Raw genomic sequence first — 14816 nt, forward strand, 5'->3', positions numbered from 1 at the left:
CTATTTATCGGAGAAATATCGGATTATCTGTCGTTGTGTCTATGCACAGTTGCTCTATCTGCACATCTCTCGCTATAGCTTGATATTTATATCTGCGGTAAATACAGATTCTCATTGTTATATTAAGTTTTGTAACTATTACACTAAATTCCGTCCAACGGTAGATGTCTTTATTAAAATTTAAACTGTGTCAAGTTATAAACAAGATCGTATTACTACACTACCGTTTCCGAGAAAATTGCGATTTTCTTAACGTAGAAAGAAATAGGTTCTGACCTAAATAGTTACATTAATGTCTTATTGTATCTCTGTCAGAACAAGATTTTTCCGGTAAATGTGGTTGTCACATTGTATATATTCATCAGAAAGGTGAATACCCTCAATAATACAGAGGCTGAACCATGAAGGTATTCGATAATACCACAAAAAAGATTTTTCTTGCAAGCTGGGTTTCAATAAGTCCGGCAGAGGTTAGCAAAACCCACGTAACCCAGCTGCACCATCCCAATTCCCAGTCAGGCTTTGATATTTTCCTCCCTCTACGACGAAGGTTAAACAACATTCAAATCCGCGATCGCGAATTAGCTCATCGTTTGTGCAGAATGATCCCCGCCCAATGTCCTTTTGAACGCGATATTAAATTATTCGGCAAAACCTTACTACACATACCGCCAATGTGCAAGCTCAACCCTTTATACGAGGAAGTCGTGAGTTTGCGTTTCCGGGCTATGTGCTATTTAGCAGATGAATGCGGCGAAGACATTTCGCAGTACTGTTAATACAAAAAGTCAAAAGTCAATAGTCCATAGTCAAAGCTAATTACTCTTGACTATGGACTATTGACTTTTGACTACTAACTATTTTTTTTGCCATTTGCGGATTGCTTCTTGAGCATCTTCGTAAACAGATGTCTCTTCTGGAACTAAGGTAGCTGTGGCAATGGCAGCCTGGGGATCACCTTCAGCCGCGCGACTTTTCGCCAGATCTAAAATTTTCTCACTCCATTTGTTGATTGATTTTTGCGCCAAATCAAATCCTGGTTGACCTTGGGGAACACGCTTGGCAACTTCAATGGCGCGATTATATGTAGAAGCTTGTTCTGGTTTAATTAAGGCATTAGCGGCTTCTAACAAAGTTTTGTTAGCAAGATATTGCTTGGCTTCTTGTCGCCACTGCTTAATGGCTGCTTGCGCTTGGGGATAAAGTGAGCCTTCTTTGCTGATTAATTGCGCTGCGGCGATCGCATTAGCATATTGTCTTTGTTTAGCCCGACCCTCAGCTAGATTGAGGATCATATTACTCCAAATATTGATATTTTCTTGGGCTTGTTCGTAAAGCGGTTCACCCGCCTGAATTTTCCGTGCAGTGGCGATCGCTAAACTCAGATCTGTGGCTTGAGTTTGCCTGAGAGACATTTTCGCCAAGTCCAATACTGCTTGATTGCGACTCTTGGACTCAGACAGAGAGGTAATTTGGGCATTAGACTGATTTTTGGCTGGAATTAACCGATCATGAGGCGAGGCTGATAACGCCTCTCTACCCGCAACAAATTTTTCTTGATTGCGAAGCACAACTACTGTCACTAAAGCTGTTAGCAACATCATGCCACTTCCCCAAAAAGCAAACTGCTGCCACAATGAGTTTTTTATCTTTTTCTGAGATAAACGAGAGACATAGGCTTGGGGAACATCAGGAATGAACCTACCTCCCATACCCGTTTCTGGGGAGGGGATCGATGATTGCGGTTGTTGGTTGCCATACTCTTGTTTGGCTACTAAATCTGGTGATTTAGATAGTTGTTGTTCTCCCAGAGGGAGATTTGGGAAAGTCAGCTGCGGGGATCTAGCACCAACAACAGATTGTATAGCCGGGGATTCTTCCCAAATACTTATGTGTGGAGAATTAGCTGGATTTTTGGGTGATGGTGCTAACGGGGGAGCCGCCAAAGCCATAGCAAAGTTTTCCTCTGGAAAAATACTTCCTTCAGCTTCAGTTGACTCTAATTCATGGGGTTTAGCTTCAGTTGGTTCCAGGGTACTGGGAACTTCTGTAACTGTATGATTCACCTCTAGCTGCGGCAAGATGGTGGGAGGATTAGCCGGTATGATCGCTACTGGACTTTGTGTAGGTCGCCAATAGTGTTGGCATAATTCTGGAGTAAAAACATTTAAATAACTGTTTAAATCCGCCAAACTACTGCCATGACCAGAACGCAAAGCGGCTAACAAAGCAGCGGTAAAAAATCCGTAACCTAACTCACTACTTTCACGGGAAAATTGTTCTGGTTCGCAAGACAAAATCGTAGCTAGTTGTAATTCTTGAGCTAGTTCAATGGTTTCTTGTCCAACAGTCGCATCGGCTTGGGTACTGGAAGCGCGGTTAATATCTAGCAGCACCAAAACATTGAGGTCAGCGATTTGGAGACTTTGCATGAGCGATCGCATTTCTATGCCAGTTTCCTGCACTAACTCAGGATTGCCTTCCACTGGCATCAAGTAATCTTGTCCCCCATAGTTGACACCATAACCGCTAAAGAACAACCACAGATGGTCGCCTGGTTGCCAACAGGCCGCTGCTAAATCTTCTAGTAACAACAGAATATTGTCTTTTGTCGGATAAGTAGATCTATCACTAATAGGCGGCGAAGTATCTGTCATTAATAGACAGCGTTGGGGTGAAAAACCTGTTTCTTGAACCAAAAAATCTTTTAGCGCCTCGGCATCAGCTTGGGCGCAACGTAAGGGTTGAAAGAATTGATATTGATTGATGCCGATTGCGATCGCCCAGTAATTTGCCATCCGCTCTTTGTAGGTTGTGGTTGACTTGCCTAAAATTGCGGTTGGCTTTGCTGAAAAAACAAAGCTAACCTATGTCTTATAGTCTAAGAGTTTCTCAGTGAACCCTAAAAACTAAGTAATTTTTATTGCCTTTAATTTCAGTAAAAATTCTCAGACAATCTCAATTACAGGCCATTAATTAGTCAGGAGCTTTAAGGTTATGACCAGGAATGTTGCTTACCAACTATCATCGATCATTTCCTGTTTATTTATTAGCCAAGTTGCCAAAAAAATCCGGATATTTCCATTAATATTTTTGCTCTTTTCTAGCCTACCTGTATGGATTGTGGCAGAAGTAATTTCACCTCAGATAGTAAGAGCTTACACCGCCAGAGTTGACTTAATTATTGATAGATTACCAGATGAAAGCTATGAAACTACACTCAGGAGAGCCGAAGCAACAGCTAGAGCAGCCGCGCAACGCAGTTTTGATCAAGATATATTAGCTACAGATGTATCGATTATTATTTCCGTACAAAGCTACGGGGCGATCGCACCAATTTTAGCTTTAGAAGTTAGCCGTCCCCAATGGCGTTCTCGTCCTGATGCTCAACGTTGGGCGACTTACTTTAAAACCGCGCGATCGCTTTTATTCTTTGAAACAACTCCCACCAATCCCGTTAATATTCCTCCAATCACCACAGTCGCACCAGCAGCTACCACACCGTAATATTTTTCCTCTTTGCGCCCATCTGCATTGACCTTAGCGCTCTTTTGCGTTTAAAAATTCCTTCCTGGTGGGGAATACCATTGCAGATGCCAATAGATGGCTTAGAATAGAAAGGTTGTCAAAAACTGCGATATCCGCTACTATGGCTGTTCCTAAGAAGAAAACTTCTAAATCTAAACGCGATAAACGTCGAGCTACTTGGAGACATAAAGCTGCTGTTGAAGCTCAAAAAGCTCTCTCCCTGGGCAAGTCAATTTTGACTGGACGTTCTACCTTTGTCTATCCTACTCCTGAAGAAGAGGACGAAGAGTCATAATCTCCAATTGGGAAAAACACTAGCATCACCGAAGATTTGAGCGGTGACTTTTACCGCTCAGGCTTTTCGGCAGTTGATTGTAGATTGCCTGAATAATTAAAAATTTATGTTGAGTGTGTAGCAGCCAATGGGGCAAATAAAAAATCGGTAATGAATAATTCGGAAAATCCGTTATCCATTACCTCTTACCCATGACTGATGATCAGATAATCATAATCAAACAGTAAAGTATCTGGATGTCCTAATTATTAGGTGTTCAGCAAAATTAATATTTTTTCTCTGCCTGAGTCTATCTGTTGATGCTCAGGCTCTTTGACAGTGTTCGGACTTACGCATAAGACTACTGATTAAGATTGGGTGTCAGGGTGTAAGCAAGCAGATAATTTGTTCTCACCGCCCTACACCCTAAACCCCTACACCCCAAATGAGAATATGTTAGGAAAGTTTTTTCAAAAACCAGACAAAGAACAAGGAGAACGAGTTCCGCCTGGACAGCATCTCGCTAAAGGTTTCCCTGTACTCACCTATGGTGCAACTCCCCAAGTCAATATAGAAGAGTGGGAATTTCGTGTTTGGGGTTCAGCCAAGCCTGCTGTGTTCACTTGGTCAGAGTTTATGGCGCTACCACAGCACGAATTTACAGCAGATTTTCACTGTGTCACACGCTGGTCTAAACTAGATGTCAAGTGGACAGGGGTTAAGGTGACAGACTTCATGAATTTGATTGAGCTAGAACCGGAGACTGCCCATGTGATGGAACATTGCTATGGTGACTACACGACGAATATCGCCATAGAAGATTTTGTACGTGAAGAAAATTTCTTTGCTGTTCAATTATTTGGAGAGCCATTACCCGCAGAACACGGTGGCCCCTTACGTTTAGTTGTCCCCCACCTTTACGCCTGGAAAAGTGCCAAATGGATTAATGGTTTAGAGTTTCTGAAAAAAGAAGAACTAGGTTTTTGGGAGCGCAACGGCTATCATCGCCGGGGTGAACCTTGGGCGGAAGAACGCTATAGCGGGAGGTTTTGATTTTAAACTTTTTTATGAAGAGGCGTTGCATTCCAACGCCTTTATTTTTATGACCCAATTAGTCGTTTCAAGAAAGCTAATTTGCCTTGATATGGAGCGTAGCGCCATTTTAAATCTAGCCAGAAGGAGTTGCGGAGGACGCTTTTATGGTGAGAAAAGGTATCAAAACCAGCTTTGCCATGATAGTTACCAATACCACTATCACCAACACCACCAAAGGGTAAAGATGAGACACCTACATGCAGTACTGTGTCGTTAAGACAAACTCCACCAGAAGAAGTTTCTTGTAAAACTCGCTGTTGCAGGTTTTTGTTTTGTGAGAATAAGTATAAAGCTAAGGGTTTGGGTTTGGAATTAATTAAGGCGATCGCTTCTTTAATATCTGTATATTCAATTACAGGTAAAATTGGGCCAAAAATTTCTTCCTGCATCACTGGGTCTGTTAACGAGACTTGATCAATAATTGTGGGAGCAATGTAGCGTTCTTCTAGTTGGCTTTCTCCACCGACAACAATTTCCCCTTTATCGAGAAGTTTAATTAACCTTTCACAATGTTTTTGACTGATGATTCTGGCATAATCGCTACTATTTTGGGGATTATCTCCATAAAATTCTGTAATGCTTTTTTTCAAGCCATTGATTAAATCTGGTTTGATTTTTTTATCAACCAACAGATAGTCAGGTGCTACACAAGTTTGTCCGGCATTAATAAATTTCCCCCAAGTAATGCGTCTGATTGTATGTTCTAGATTTATATCAGCATCAACAATACAAGGGCTTTTGCCGCCTAATTCTAAAGTAACTGGTGTGAGATGTTTTGCTGCTGCTTCCATGACAATTTTGCCAACAGCTGTACCACCAGTAAAAAAGATATGATCAAACTTTTCTGCGAGTAGTTTTTGACTTGCTTCCACTCCACCTTCAACTACAGTAATAAACTCTGGTTCAAAATATTTAGCCATCATCTGAGCTAATAAACTAGAGGTGGCGGGGGCAATTTCTGAAGGCTTGAGAATTGAACAATTACCTGCGGCGATCGCCCCTACTAAAGGTGCAATAATTAAATTAAAAGGATAATTCCAAGGGCCGATAATTAAAACGACTCCTAAAGGTTCAGCATAAATTTTAGCTGAATAAGAAAAAAATTCTATTGGCACTTCTGCTTTCTGAGGTTTAGCCCATAAATGCAGATGTTTGATAGCATAATCAATTTCTTTAGTAACACTGATTTCTGTTGCGTAAGACTCAAAGTCTGGTTTATGAAAATCAGCTTGCAATGCTTGGGCAATAGCTGTTTCATTTTCAACTATTGCTTGTTTGAGTGTTCTGAGTTTTTCTAACCGAAAACCTATATCTTTTGTTTTTCCAGTTTGAAAAAATTCTCGTTGTTTGTGAATAAGCTCAGTAATTTTAGATAATTCTGTAGTAATCATTATGTTGTCCTCTGGATTATGTAATAGTTTTTAACAGGGAATATATATTAAGTATTGGAGCTAATAACTTATGATAAATATCAGGAATAACAAACAATAAATTATGAGTTATTTAATCAAAAAATTTCGTAACTCATAATTTATTATTTATGATTTATTTAGGGTTTAATTGGTAAACGCACAAGAAATTCACTACCTTTACCTAATACGGAATTAACAAAAATCTGACCTTGATGTGCCTCAACAATACGACGAGAAAGGTATAATCCCAAACCACTACCGGAACTTTTATGGCTACCTTGGCGAAATCTTTGAAACAAGGTAGTTTGTTCTTCAGGCGGAATACCTGAACCAGTATCGGCTACCACAATATTAATATAATCACCACTAGGGGTAGATGACGAGAGTCTAGAGGCAGAAATTTCATTATTTTCCTGTACAGAGGAAAGACGAATTGCTACTTGGCCAGATTCAGTAAATTTAATGGCATTACCTATCAAGTTAGTTAAAAGACGGTGCAGTTCCAAGCGATCGCCCATAATGTTACTGCTGGTTAATTCTTCGGCGTACTCCTGTTTGATAGTTAAGGCTTTAACTTGTGCTAAGGGTGTTAGTTCACCAACTACTTCGGCAATTAACTGCTTTAAATCAACGGATTGAAAGGCTAGGGTTTTGCGCCCAGCTTCAAATCGATAAACTTCTAATAAGGTATTCACCATCGACAGCAAGTTAGTATTGCTACGCGCCATAATGGTGAGTGCTTCTTGCATTTGCGACGATAACTGCCCTAAAGCACCTTGCTCAAACAGCATTAACATCCGATCAGCAGCAACTAAGGGCGTACGTAAGTCATGGGTGAGGCGGGAAACAAAATCTTCTCGTTGACGGGCAATTTCATCACGCTCATCCATACTATGTTTTAGCCGTAAAAGCGATCGCACTCTGGCGAGTAATTCATCTACGGTTACAGGTTTACGAATAAAATCATCAGCACCCAAATCTAATCCACGTGCGACATTGGGTGCATCGTGAGCCGTAATTAACAGAATGGGAATATATTGCTGCAAATTCATTTCCCCACGGATGCGCCTGGTGACTTCATAGCCATCCATACCTGGCATCATTAAATCCAGCAATACCAAGTCACAGGGAGACGCTTGTAAGTGTGTTAATGCTACAATACCGTTTTCGGCAGTACTAACTATATATCCTTCTTCTTCAAGTATTGTTTTAATTAAAAAAACATTATCTGGAGAATCATCGACAACCAAAATTTTGTCAGGGCTAGGCAATAGTGAACTCATTTGTGAGAAAAGGTTCGGTTAGAGGTGAGTTTTTGAGGGAAACTGCTATATTGCTACCACTTTTTGGTTATTCGTTTTTCAGCTTACATTCCGCCATGAAAAGTGGCACAGTCAATAATTTTACTTCAATTGTAGAAAATTAAAAGTAAATTAAACCAATAGTTAGCGCTTATCTGAAGGTGATCGCTTGATTTCCTGCAAGCCTCTACAAGATGACTTTTGTGATCATTATCAGACATTTATGATCACCGTTAATAAATATAGCCAGCAAAAAGTTAATATGACAATTTCTGTTAGTAAATATAAGTTTTTTATATGATAAAAATCCGGCTATCAGATTACCTTTGTGGTCTAATAGCCGGATATTCTATTAATCAGCGAAGTATGTAATTACTGCTCTAGACTACTACCTTTTCTAAAATCAATTTAGAACGTTTTACTTGTTCAGGAATGGCGATCGGGTAATCTCCGGTAAAGCAGGCAGAACAAAAACTATTGGTATCTTCTCTTGTCGCTGTGAGCATTCCTTCCCAACTGAGATAGGCTAGGGAGTTGACTTCTAATTGTTGAGCAATTTCTGCAACTGATTTAGTAGCGGCAATTAATTGATCTTGAGTATCGGTATCAATGCCGTAAAAGCAAGGGTGTGTAACAGGCGGGGAAGAAATTCGCATGTGTACTTCTGCTGCACCTGCATCACGCAAGGCTTTCACCAGTTTACGGCTCGTAGTTCCCCGCACAATTGAATCATCGACAATCACAACTCGTTTACCCGCCAGTACATCTTTGAGGGGGTTGAGTTTCATGCGGATACCTGACTCGCGCATGTTTTGGGTTGGTTGAATAAAGGTACGCCCAACGTAGCGATTCTTAATCAAGCCCTCACCGTAGGATACACCGGAAGCTTGAGAAAATCCGATGGCGGCGGGGATACCAGAATCAGGTACACCAAAGACAATATCAGCTTCCACAAAAGATTCGGCTGCGAGTTGTCTGCCTAAACGCATCCGATAGCTATATAAACTTTCGTTGTGCATAACGCTATCAGGACGGGCAAAGTAAATCATTTCAAAAATGCACAATTTACGTTGCGGTTGTTGACTCCAGTGATAAGAAGCCAAACCTTCTTCCGTAATCCAGACTAACTCGCCTGGTTCGACATCTCGCAGGTATTCAGCGCCAATAATATCTAAACCGCAAGTTTCAGAAGATAATACGTAACGAACTGGATTAGTACCTACAGTTCCAATTACTAAAGGTCGAATACCGTTATGATCACGGGTTCCCATCACCCCAACTGGTGTAGCAATGACTAAACTAAAGGCTCCTTGACAGCGGTGAAATGCTTGAATTGCCCCATCTAACCAGTCTGCACCAGCGTTGACTGCTTCGGCAATCGCAAAGGCAATCATTTCGGAGTCGGTGGTGGTGACTAAGTTAAAATTGCTCTGGAGTAACTCCTCCCGCAATTGCATTGTATTGACAAGATTACCGTTATGTGCGAGTGCTATGGAACCTAAGCGCGTTTCCACTACCGCAGGCTGGGCGTTAACTCTGCGACTAGAACCAGTGGTGGAATAGCGAGTATGACCAACGGCGAGATTTCCTGGCAACTCTTCTAAAATAGACTCGTTAAATACTTGAGACACCAAGCCCATATCTTTGTGGAGGTGGACTTTTGTACCTTCAAAAGTCGCAATCCCAGCTGACTCTTGACCCCGATGTTGGAGGGCATACAATCCAAAGTAGGTCAGTTTAGCAACGTCTTGTTCTGGTGCGTAGAGGCCAAAGACACCGCAAGCTTCTTCTGGCTTATCAGGACGATTTTCTTGACTATTAGTTGAGTTGCAAGTCTGTTCGGGGTATTCATCCGAAGTGACGGAATGGATGGGAATCATGCTGGCTTTGCTCCTGGTGGGGGTGTCAAGTCACTGGGATTATGGCTTTAAATGGTTACTTGTTCTTAACAAATCTTTAACCACTTATTAAAACAGTACCTTAAGAAGGATGAAGTATGAAGTCTGAAGTGTGAAATTTTAGACTTCATACTGGTTACTTGAGGCTTTTTTATGCTGCGAGGCGTTTGGCGATCGCATTATTGTAACTACCCTTCATATCTTCAATACTAACTGTGATTAAGGTTTGATTATCAGTAGTTAAAACCGTCAAACCTGCATCACAATTATTAACCGTGCCTAGTTTTTGCCAATTTTGTCCCAGATGTGCCTGTAAGTATGATTCCCACATTTCTTGTTGTTCTGATCCCACGGAAACGATAATTCTCGCCCCGCCTTCACCGAACAGCACTTCATCAAGACGTTGTAACTGGTTTGGGGCGATTTCTAATTTCACTTCGGCACCCAAATTGCCTGCAATTGAAGATTCTGCCAACGCTACAACTAATCCACCTTCAGCACAATCATGGGCTGAACGCACCCAACCCTCCCGAATGCCCTCACGGCAAACCTTCTGCACACGGCGTTCTAAGTCATAATTTACCCGTGGTGGTCTGCCAGCTACAGTATTGTGGATAGTAGCTAAATATTCCGAGGCTCCCAATTCAACTTTGGCTTGTACGGTTAACCCTAATAAATAAATGACATCGCCACTTGCTTGCCAAGCTTGACCGCAAATTTTGGTGAAATCAGGAATTAACCCCACCATCCCCACTACAGGAGTCGGATAAATTGGTTGGGGGTTTCCTTGAGAATCGAGGGTTTCATTGTAGAGGGAAACATTCCCGCCTGTGACTGGTGTAGATAGTGCTTGACAACCTTCTGCCAAACCGCGACAAGCTTCGGCTAATTGCCAATAACCAACGGGTTTTTCGGGACTGCCAAAATTCAGGTTATCAGTCACAGCTAGTGGTTCTGCACCCACGCAGCTAAGATTGCGTGCTGCTTCTGCGACTACAGCCTTAGCACCTTCATAGGGATCAAGGTAAACATAGCGGGGATTGCAATCTACCGTAGCCGCCACAGCGGTTTTATAAGTACCTCCCCCCTGCACCCCTGCTCCCTTGCCCCCTTGTCCTTCTAGGGGACGTAGGCGAACCACAGCCGCATCTGCGCCGCCTGGAAGAGTGACAGTATTATTTTGCACCTGATGGTCGTACTGGCGGTATACCCAATTTTTCGAGGCGATCGTGGGTGTATCTAGTAAAGTCAATAAGATGTCATGCCAACTGTGGCTGTCGATGCCCGCAGTTGTACAAGCAGGTAAAGCATCTGCCGTCCATTCCCAAGCTTGACGGGCGTATTCTGGCGGTTCTGCCAATAACTCACGCTCGTAAAGTGGAGTATTTTCTGCTAAAGCATCAGCGGGAATTTCTGCGGCAATTTTCCCCCGAAATAAAATCCGCACAATGGGTTCAGCAATCACTTTACCAGCGACAACAGCCTGAAGTCCCCAACGATGAAAAATATCAATTAATTCTTGTTCCCGACCTTTATGGGCAACAAATAACATTCGTTCTTGAGATTCCGAAAGTAAATATTCATAAGGAACCATGCCCGTTTCCCGCACGGGAATCTTATTTAAATCTAACTCAATGCCGACACCGCCTTTGGCAGCCATTTCGGAAGTAGAACAGGTGATCCCCGCTGCACCCATATCTTGGGCGGCGACAACTGCACCTGTTTTAAATGCTTCTAAACAAGCTTCAATTAATGACTTTTCTAGAAATGGGTCACCCACCTGCACCGCCGGACGGTCATCCATTGACGCATCACTTAATTCCGCACTGGCGAAGCTTGCACCGCCCATCCCATCGCGTCCCGTAGTGGAACCGACATACAACACAGGATTACCCAAACCTGATGCACCAGATTTAACAATTTCTGACGTTTCCATCAATCCCAACGCCATCACATTGACTAAGGGATTTCCCGCATAAGCAGGGTCAAAGTAGACTTCACCACCAACAGTGGGTACCCCAACACAGTTACCATAATGGCTGATGCCTGATACTACCCCAGTGAATATCCTTTGGGTTCTAGCATCTTCTAGAGAACCGAAGCGCAGGGAGTTTAACAAAGCAATGGGACGCGCACCCATTGTAAAAATATCTCTGAGGATACCACCGACACCCGTGGCGGCTCCTTGGAAGGGTTCGACAGCCGAAGGGTGGTTATGAGATTCAATTTTAAAGGCCAGTTGTAATCCTTCACCTAGGTCAACAACTCCGGCATTTTCACCAGGGCCTACGAGAATGCGGGGGCCTGTAGTCGGAAATTGTTTGAGTAATGGTCGGGAATTTTTGTAGCAGCAATGTTCTGACCACATCACCCCAAACATTCCCAGTTCTGCTTTGTTAGGATGACGACCTAAACGTCGCACAATTTCGGCATATTCTTCTGGCTTTATACCTTCGGCTGCAATTTCTTGGGGAGAAAACGGATCTTTGGGGGTGGTGGTCATGGGAATAATGCACCAAGGGGACAGAAGACTATTTTATAGTTAATGGTCAATAGTCCATAGTCAATGGTCATCTGTCGTCCCTATTGCGTTGTGACTCACTTAAGTAGATACCGCTCGATAGTAACACTTGAGTGACGACAATCACATAGAAACATGATTGAGATCGTCTCATGACCATAGCCAAATTGGCATAATTACATACAACTGAACTCTAGCCGAGTCATTAATAGGGAACACACTAATCGCCGACAGCTTTGATGAAAAACTGTCGGCTTTTTGTATCTCAAAAAGTCTGAAGTGTGTTCGCCCTCGGCGTTCTCGTACCCCTACGGGGAAGCAAGCTACGCGTAGCGTCTCCGACAGGAGAAGGGTAGTATGAACTATGAAACTTGATTCTTCAGGCTTCTGCTTCCTGCCTTTTGACAAATGACTATTGACCATTGACCAATAAACAAAATTTCCCCACAGTTGGTTGGTAACTTGACACAGAGACGGCCAAAGCCACTACCAAATGTGGGGAGAGTATGATCAAATTAGAGATCTTATCTTTGAGTGCTAAGACTTTGCACTCACTTTAAGAGACCGGAAGGCACATCTAAAGAAGCAAAACTAACTTTGGATTATGACATCGCTTGAATGATGTAATCAAAGTATGGTGATGCTGCTCCTGCGTCTTCTGCACTTAGTAGGTCGAGGGAGGCTTTTTTCAAAGAATTGATGGCTTCTACCATTCCAGGGACAGGAACACCCAGAGAGTTGTACATTTCGCGCACACCAATTAAACCAATTTTTTCAATTGGTTCTTTGTCACCAGCAAGTACGCCATAGGTAATCAGGCGTAGATACCATCCAAAGTCACGGATGCACAGAGCGCGTTGGCGTTCACCGTAAGCATTGCCACCAGGTGCGATAAAATCAGGGCGTTTTTGCCAAAGTTGTTTGGTTGCTTCCTGAACTATCTTTTTTTCGTTTTCGGCTAAGGTCGCAGCAATGCGCGTCCGTTGCTCGCCTGTTTGCAAAAATTCTTTGATACTTTTGAGTTCGCCACTGCTGGGGTAACGCAGTTCGTCGTCAGCTTTGAGAATAACTTGGCTAATTACAGTCATGATTATTGTAATCACGATAAATATTATTTGCTAGTTTAACGAGTTGGAGGTACAGAAGGGAAGCAGGGGTGTAGGGGTGCAGGGGAGAATAATTTTTGACTATTGACTATTGACTATTGACCAATGACTAATATTTGGAAACAAGGTGAATTAATTGAAATTGCGATCGCCGATCTCACTGATACTGGTGATGGTGTCGGTCGCTACGAGGATCGTGTGGTATTCGTACCAGATACTGTACCAGGCGATCGCGTCCAGGTACGCTTATTACATGTCAAGCCTAAATATGCTCATGGCAAACTCATACAGCTATTGCACCCATCCTCACACCGCATTCGACCGAGTTGCATTGTGGCTGATAAGTGCGGTGGTTGTCAGTGGCAGCATATTAATTATGAATATCAATTAGAAGCCAAGCGTAATCAAGTTATTCAAGCTTTGCAGCGCATCGGTGGTTTTACTACACCATCAGTAGATCCCGTGTTGACAGCCTTATCACCTTTGGGATACCGCAATAAATCTACATATCCTTTCAGTGTTTCTGCGACAGGACAAGTACAAGCGGGATATTACCAAAAGGGTAGTCATCATTTAGTTAACTTAAATCAATGCCCTGTCCAAGATTCTCGATTAAATCCATTACTTGCTGAAATTAAGCAAGATATTCAAAGACGCGGCTGGAAAATTTATGATGAACAACGACACAAAGGACAAATTCGTCATTTAGGTTTACGTATTGGCCGTCGAACTGGTGAAATTTTGTTAACTTTGGTAGTTACTGAGTGGAATTTACCGAAAATTACCGAACAAGCCGAGGAGTGGTTGCAGCGATATCCCCAATTAGTGGGAATTGCTTTAAATCGCAACCCTGAACGGACAAATGCCATTTTTGGGGCAGAAACTCGCACTATTGCAGGTGTTCCCTATCTCAAAGAAAAATTTGCCGACTTAGAATTTCAAATTCGCCCAGATACATTTTTCCAAGTTTCTACGGAAACAGCCGAAGCACTGTTAGAGGTAATTCAATCAGAATTGAACCTCCAAGGGGATGAAGTACTAGTTGACGCTTATTGTGGGATTGGTACCTTAACTCTGCCTCTAGCCAAGCAAGTGCGTCAAGCAGTGGGTTTGGAAGTGCAAGCCCAAGCAGTAGAACAGGCAATTTTGAACGCCGAGCGCAACAGTATACATAATGTTACATTCCAAGTCGGTGCGGTAGAGAATTTACTGCCGCAAATGGGAATAATACCGAATGTGGTCATACTAGATCCGCCACGTAAAGGATGCGATCGCTCTGTCATCGATTCATTACTGCGATCGAAACCTGCACGCATCGTTTACGTCAGCTGCAAAGTAGCTACACTTGCTCGTGATCTGAAATTGTTATGTCAAGGAGGCGTATATACACTTACACGTGTACAACCTGCTGATTTTTTCCCACAAACATCTCATGTAGAAGCTGCTGCCTTTCTTGTGTTATGACATTTAAATAAGAGTACTAACTCTTTATCAAAATCTTAAATTGCAAATTTGTAGTCTCTTGCATAGTAACAATGCTAAAATCGTATTAACCTGAAAATAGAAATGATTTTGTTAAAACAACTAACGTTGCATAGACTCTCATTAATTATGAATAAGGTTGTCTGACATACAAATCGGCAATACAAACATCATCCTAATACTTCTAAAAAATTTTCAG

11 protein-coding genes are annotated in these 14816 nt (G+C 42.4%); 5 read left to right on the forward strand and 6 right to left on the reverse strand.

The annotated features are described in order from the left end of the window. Positions 1–401 precede the first annotated feature (401 nt). The gene (locus NCWK1_RS07530; protein ID WP_096575843.1) at positions 402–779 is read left to right on the forward strand and encodes a Mo-dependent nitrogenase C-terminal domain-containing protein; all 378 of its coding nucleotides are present in this window, start codon (positions 402–404) and stop codon (positions 777–779) included. A 78-nt stretch (positions 780–857) separates the two neighbouring features. On the opposite strand, the gene NCWK1_RS07535 is transcribed toward NCWK1_RS07530, so the two are convergent. Continuing rightward, positions 858–2798 carry a caspase family protein gene (locus tag NCWK1_RS07535; protein ID WP_103124283.1) on the reverse strand — a complete coding sequence of 647 codons (1941 nt, stop codon included), beginning with the start codon at positions 2796–2798 and terminating at the stop codon, positions 858–860. Between the two features lie 199 nt (positions 2799–2997). Here NCWK1_RS07535 and NCWK1_RS07540 point away from each other — a divergent pair, with 199 nt between their 5' ends. From NCWK1_RS07540 to NCWK1_RS07550, 3 genes are all read left to right on the forward strand, one after another. Continuing rightward, complete coding sequence (locus tag NCWK1_RS07540; RefSeq protein ID WP_096575839.1) at positions 2998–3507, forward strand: hypothetical protein; 510 nt, start codon at positions 2998–3000, stop codon at positions 3505–3507. A gap of 142 nt (positions 3508–3649) precedes the next feature. Continuing rightward, positions 3650–3823, forward strand: a complete 174-nt coding sequence (gene rpmF, locus NCWK1_RS07545) for a 50S ribosomal protein L32 (RefSeq protein ID WP_015113744.1) — start codon at positions 3650–3652, stop codon at positions 3821–3823. Between the two features lie 432 nt (positions 3824–4255). Next, positions 4256–4855: a sulfite oxidase-like oxidoreductase gene (locus NCWK1_RS07550; RefSeq protein WP_103124284.1), complete on the forward strand. Its 600-nt coding sequence runs from the start codon at positions 4256–4258 to the stop codon at positions 4853–4855. Positions 4856–4902: 47 nt separating this feature from the next. Here NCWK1_RS07550 and NCWK1_RS07555 read toward each other — a convergent pair whose 3' ends face one another. The 5 genes from NCWK1_RS07555 to NCWK1_RS07575 all read right to left on the reverse strand — a co-directional run bounded on the left by NCWK1_RS07555 (position 4903) and on the right by NCWK1_RS07575 (position 13117). Then, positions 4903–6288: an aldehyde dehydrogenase family protein gene (locus NCWK1_RS07555; RefSeq protein WP_103124285.1), complete on the reverse strand. Its 1386-nt coding sequence runs from the start codon at positions 6286–6288 to the stop codon at positions 4903–4905. Positions 6289–6446: 158 nt separating this feature from the next. Then, positions 6447–7592, reverse strand: a complete 1146-nt coding sequence (locus NCWK1_RS07560; RefSeq protein WP_103124286.1) for a hybrid sensor histidine kinase/response regulator — start codon at positions 7590–7592, stop codon at positions 6447–6449. Between the two features lie 398 nt (positions 7593–7990). Then, on the reverse strand, positions 7991–9490 hold the full coding sequence (gene purF / locus NCWK1_RS07565; protein ID WP_103124287.1) for an amidophosphoribosyltransferase: 1500 nt from the start codon (positions 9488–9490) through the stop codon (positions 7991–7993). Positions 9491–9659: 169 nt separating this feature from the next. After that, positions 9660–12011 carry a phosphoribosylformylglycinamidine synthase subunit PurL gene (gene purL / locus NCWK1_RS07570; protein WP_103124288.1) on the reverse strand — a complete coding sequence of 784 codons (2352 nt, stop codon included), beginning with the start codon at positions 12009–12011 and terminating at the stop codon, positions 9660–9662. 620 nt (positions 12012–12631) lie between these two features. Then, positions 12632–13117, reverse strand: a complete 486-nt coding sequence (locus tag NCWK1_RS07575) for an allophycocyanin subunit alpha-B (protein ID WP_096575827.1) — start codon at positions 13115–13117, stop codon at positions 12632–12634. Positions 13118–13240: 123 nt separating this feature from the next. Between NCWK1_RS07575 and rlmD the strand changes: the two genes are divergently transcribed. After that, positions 13241–14599: a 23S rRNA (uracil(1939)-C(5))-methyltransferase RlmD gene (rlmD, locus tag NCWK1_RS07580; protein WP_103124289.1), complete on the forward strand. Its 1359-nt coding sequence runs from the start codon at positions 13241–13243 to the stop codon at positions 14597–14599. Positions 14600–14816: the final 217 nt, after the last annotated feature.

This window comes from Nostoc cycadae WK-1 (genome assembly GCF_002897135.1).
Taxonomy (GTDB): Bacteria; Cyanobacteriota; Cyanobacteriia; order Cyanobacteriales; family Nostocaceae; genus Nostoc_B.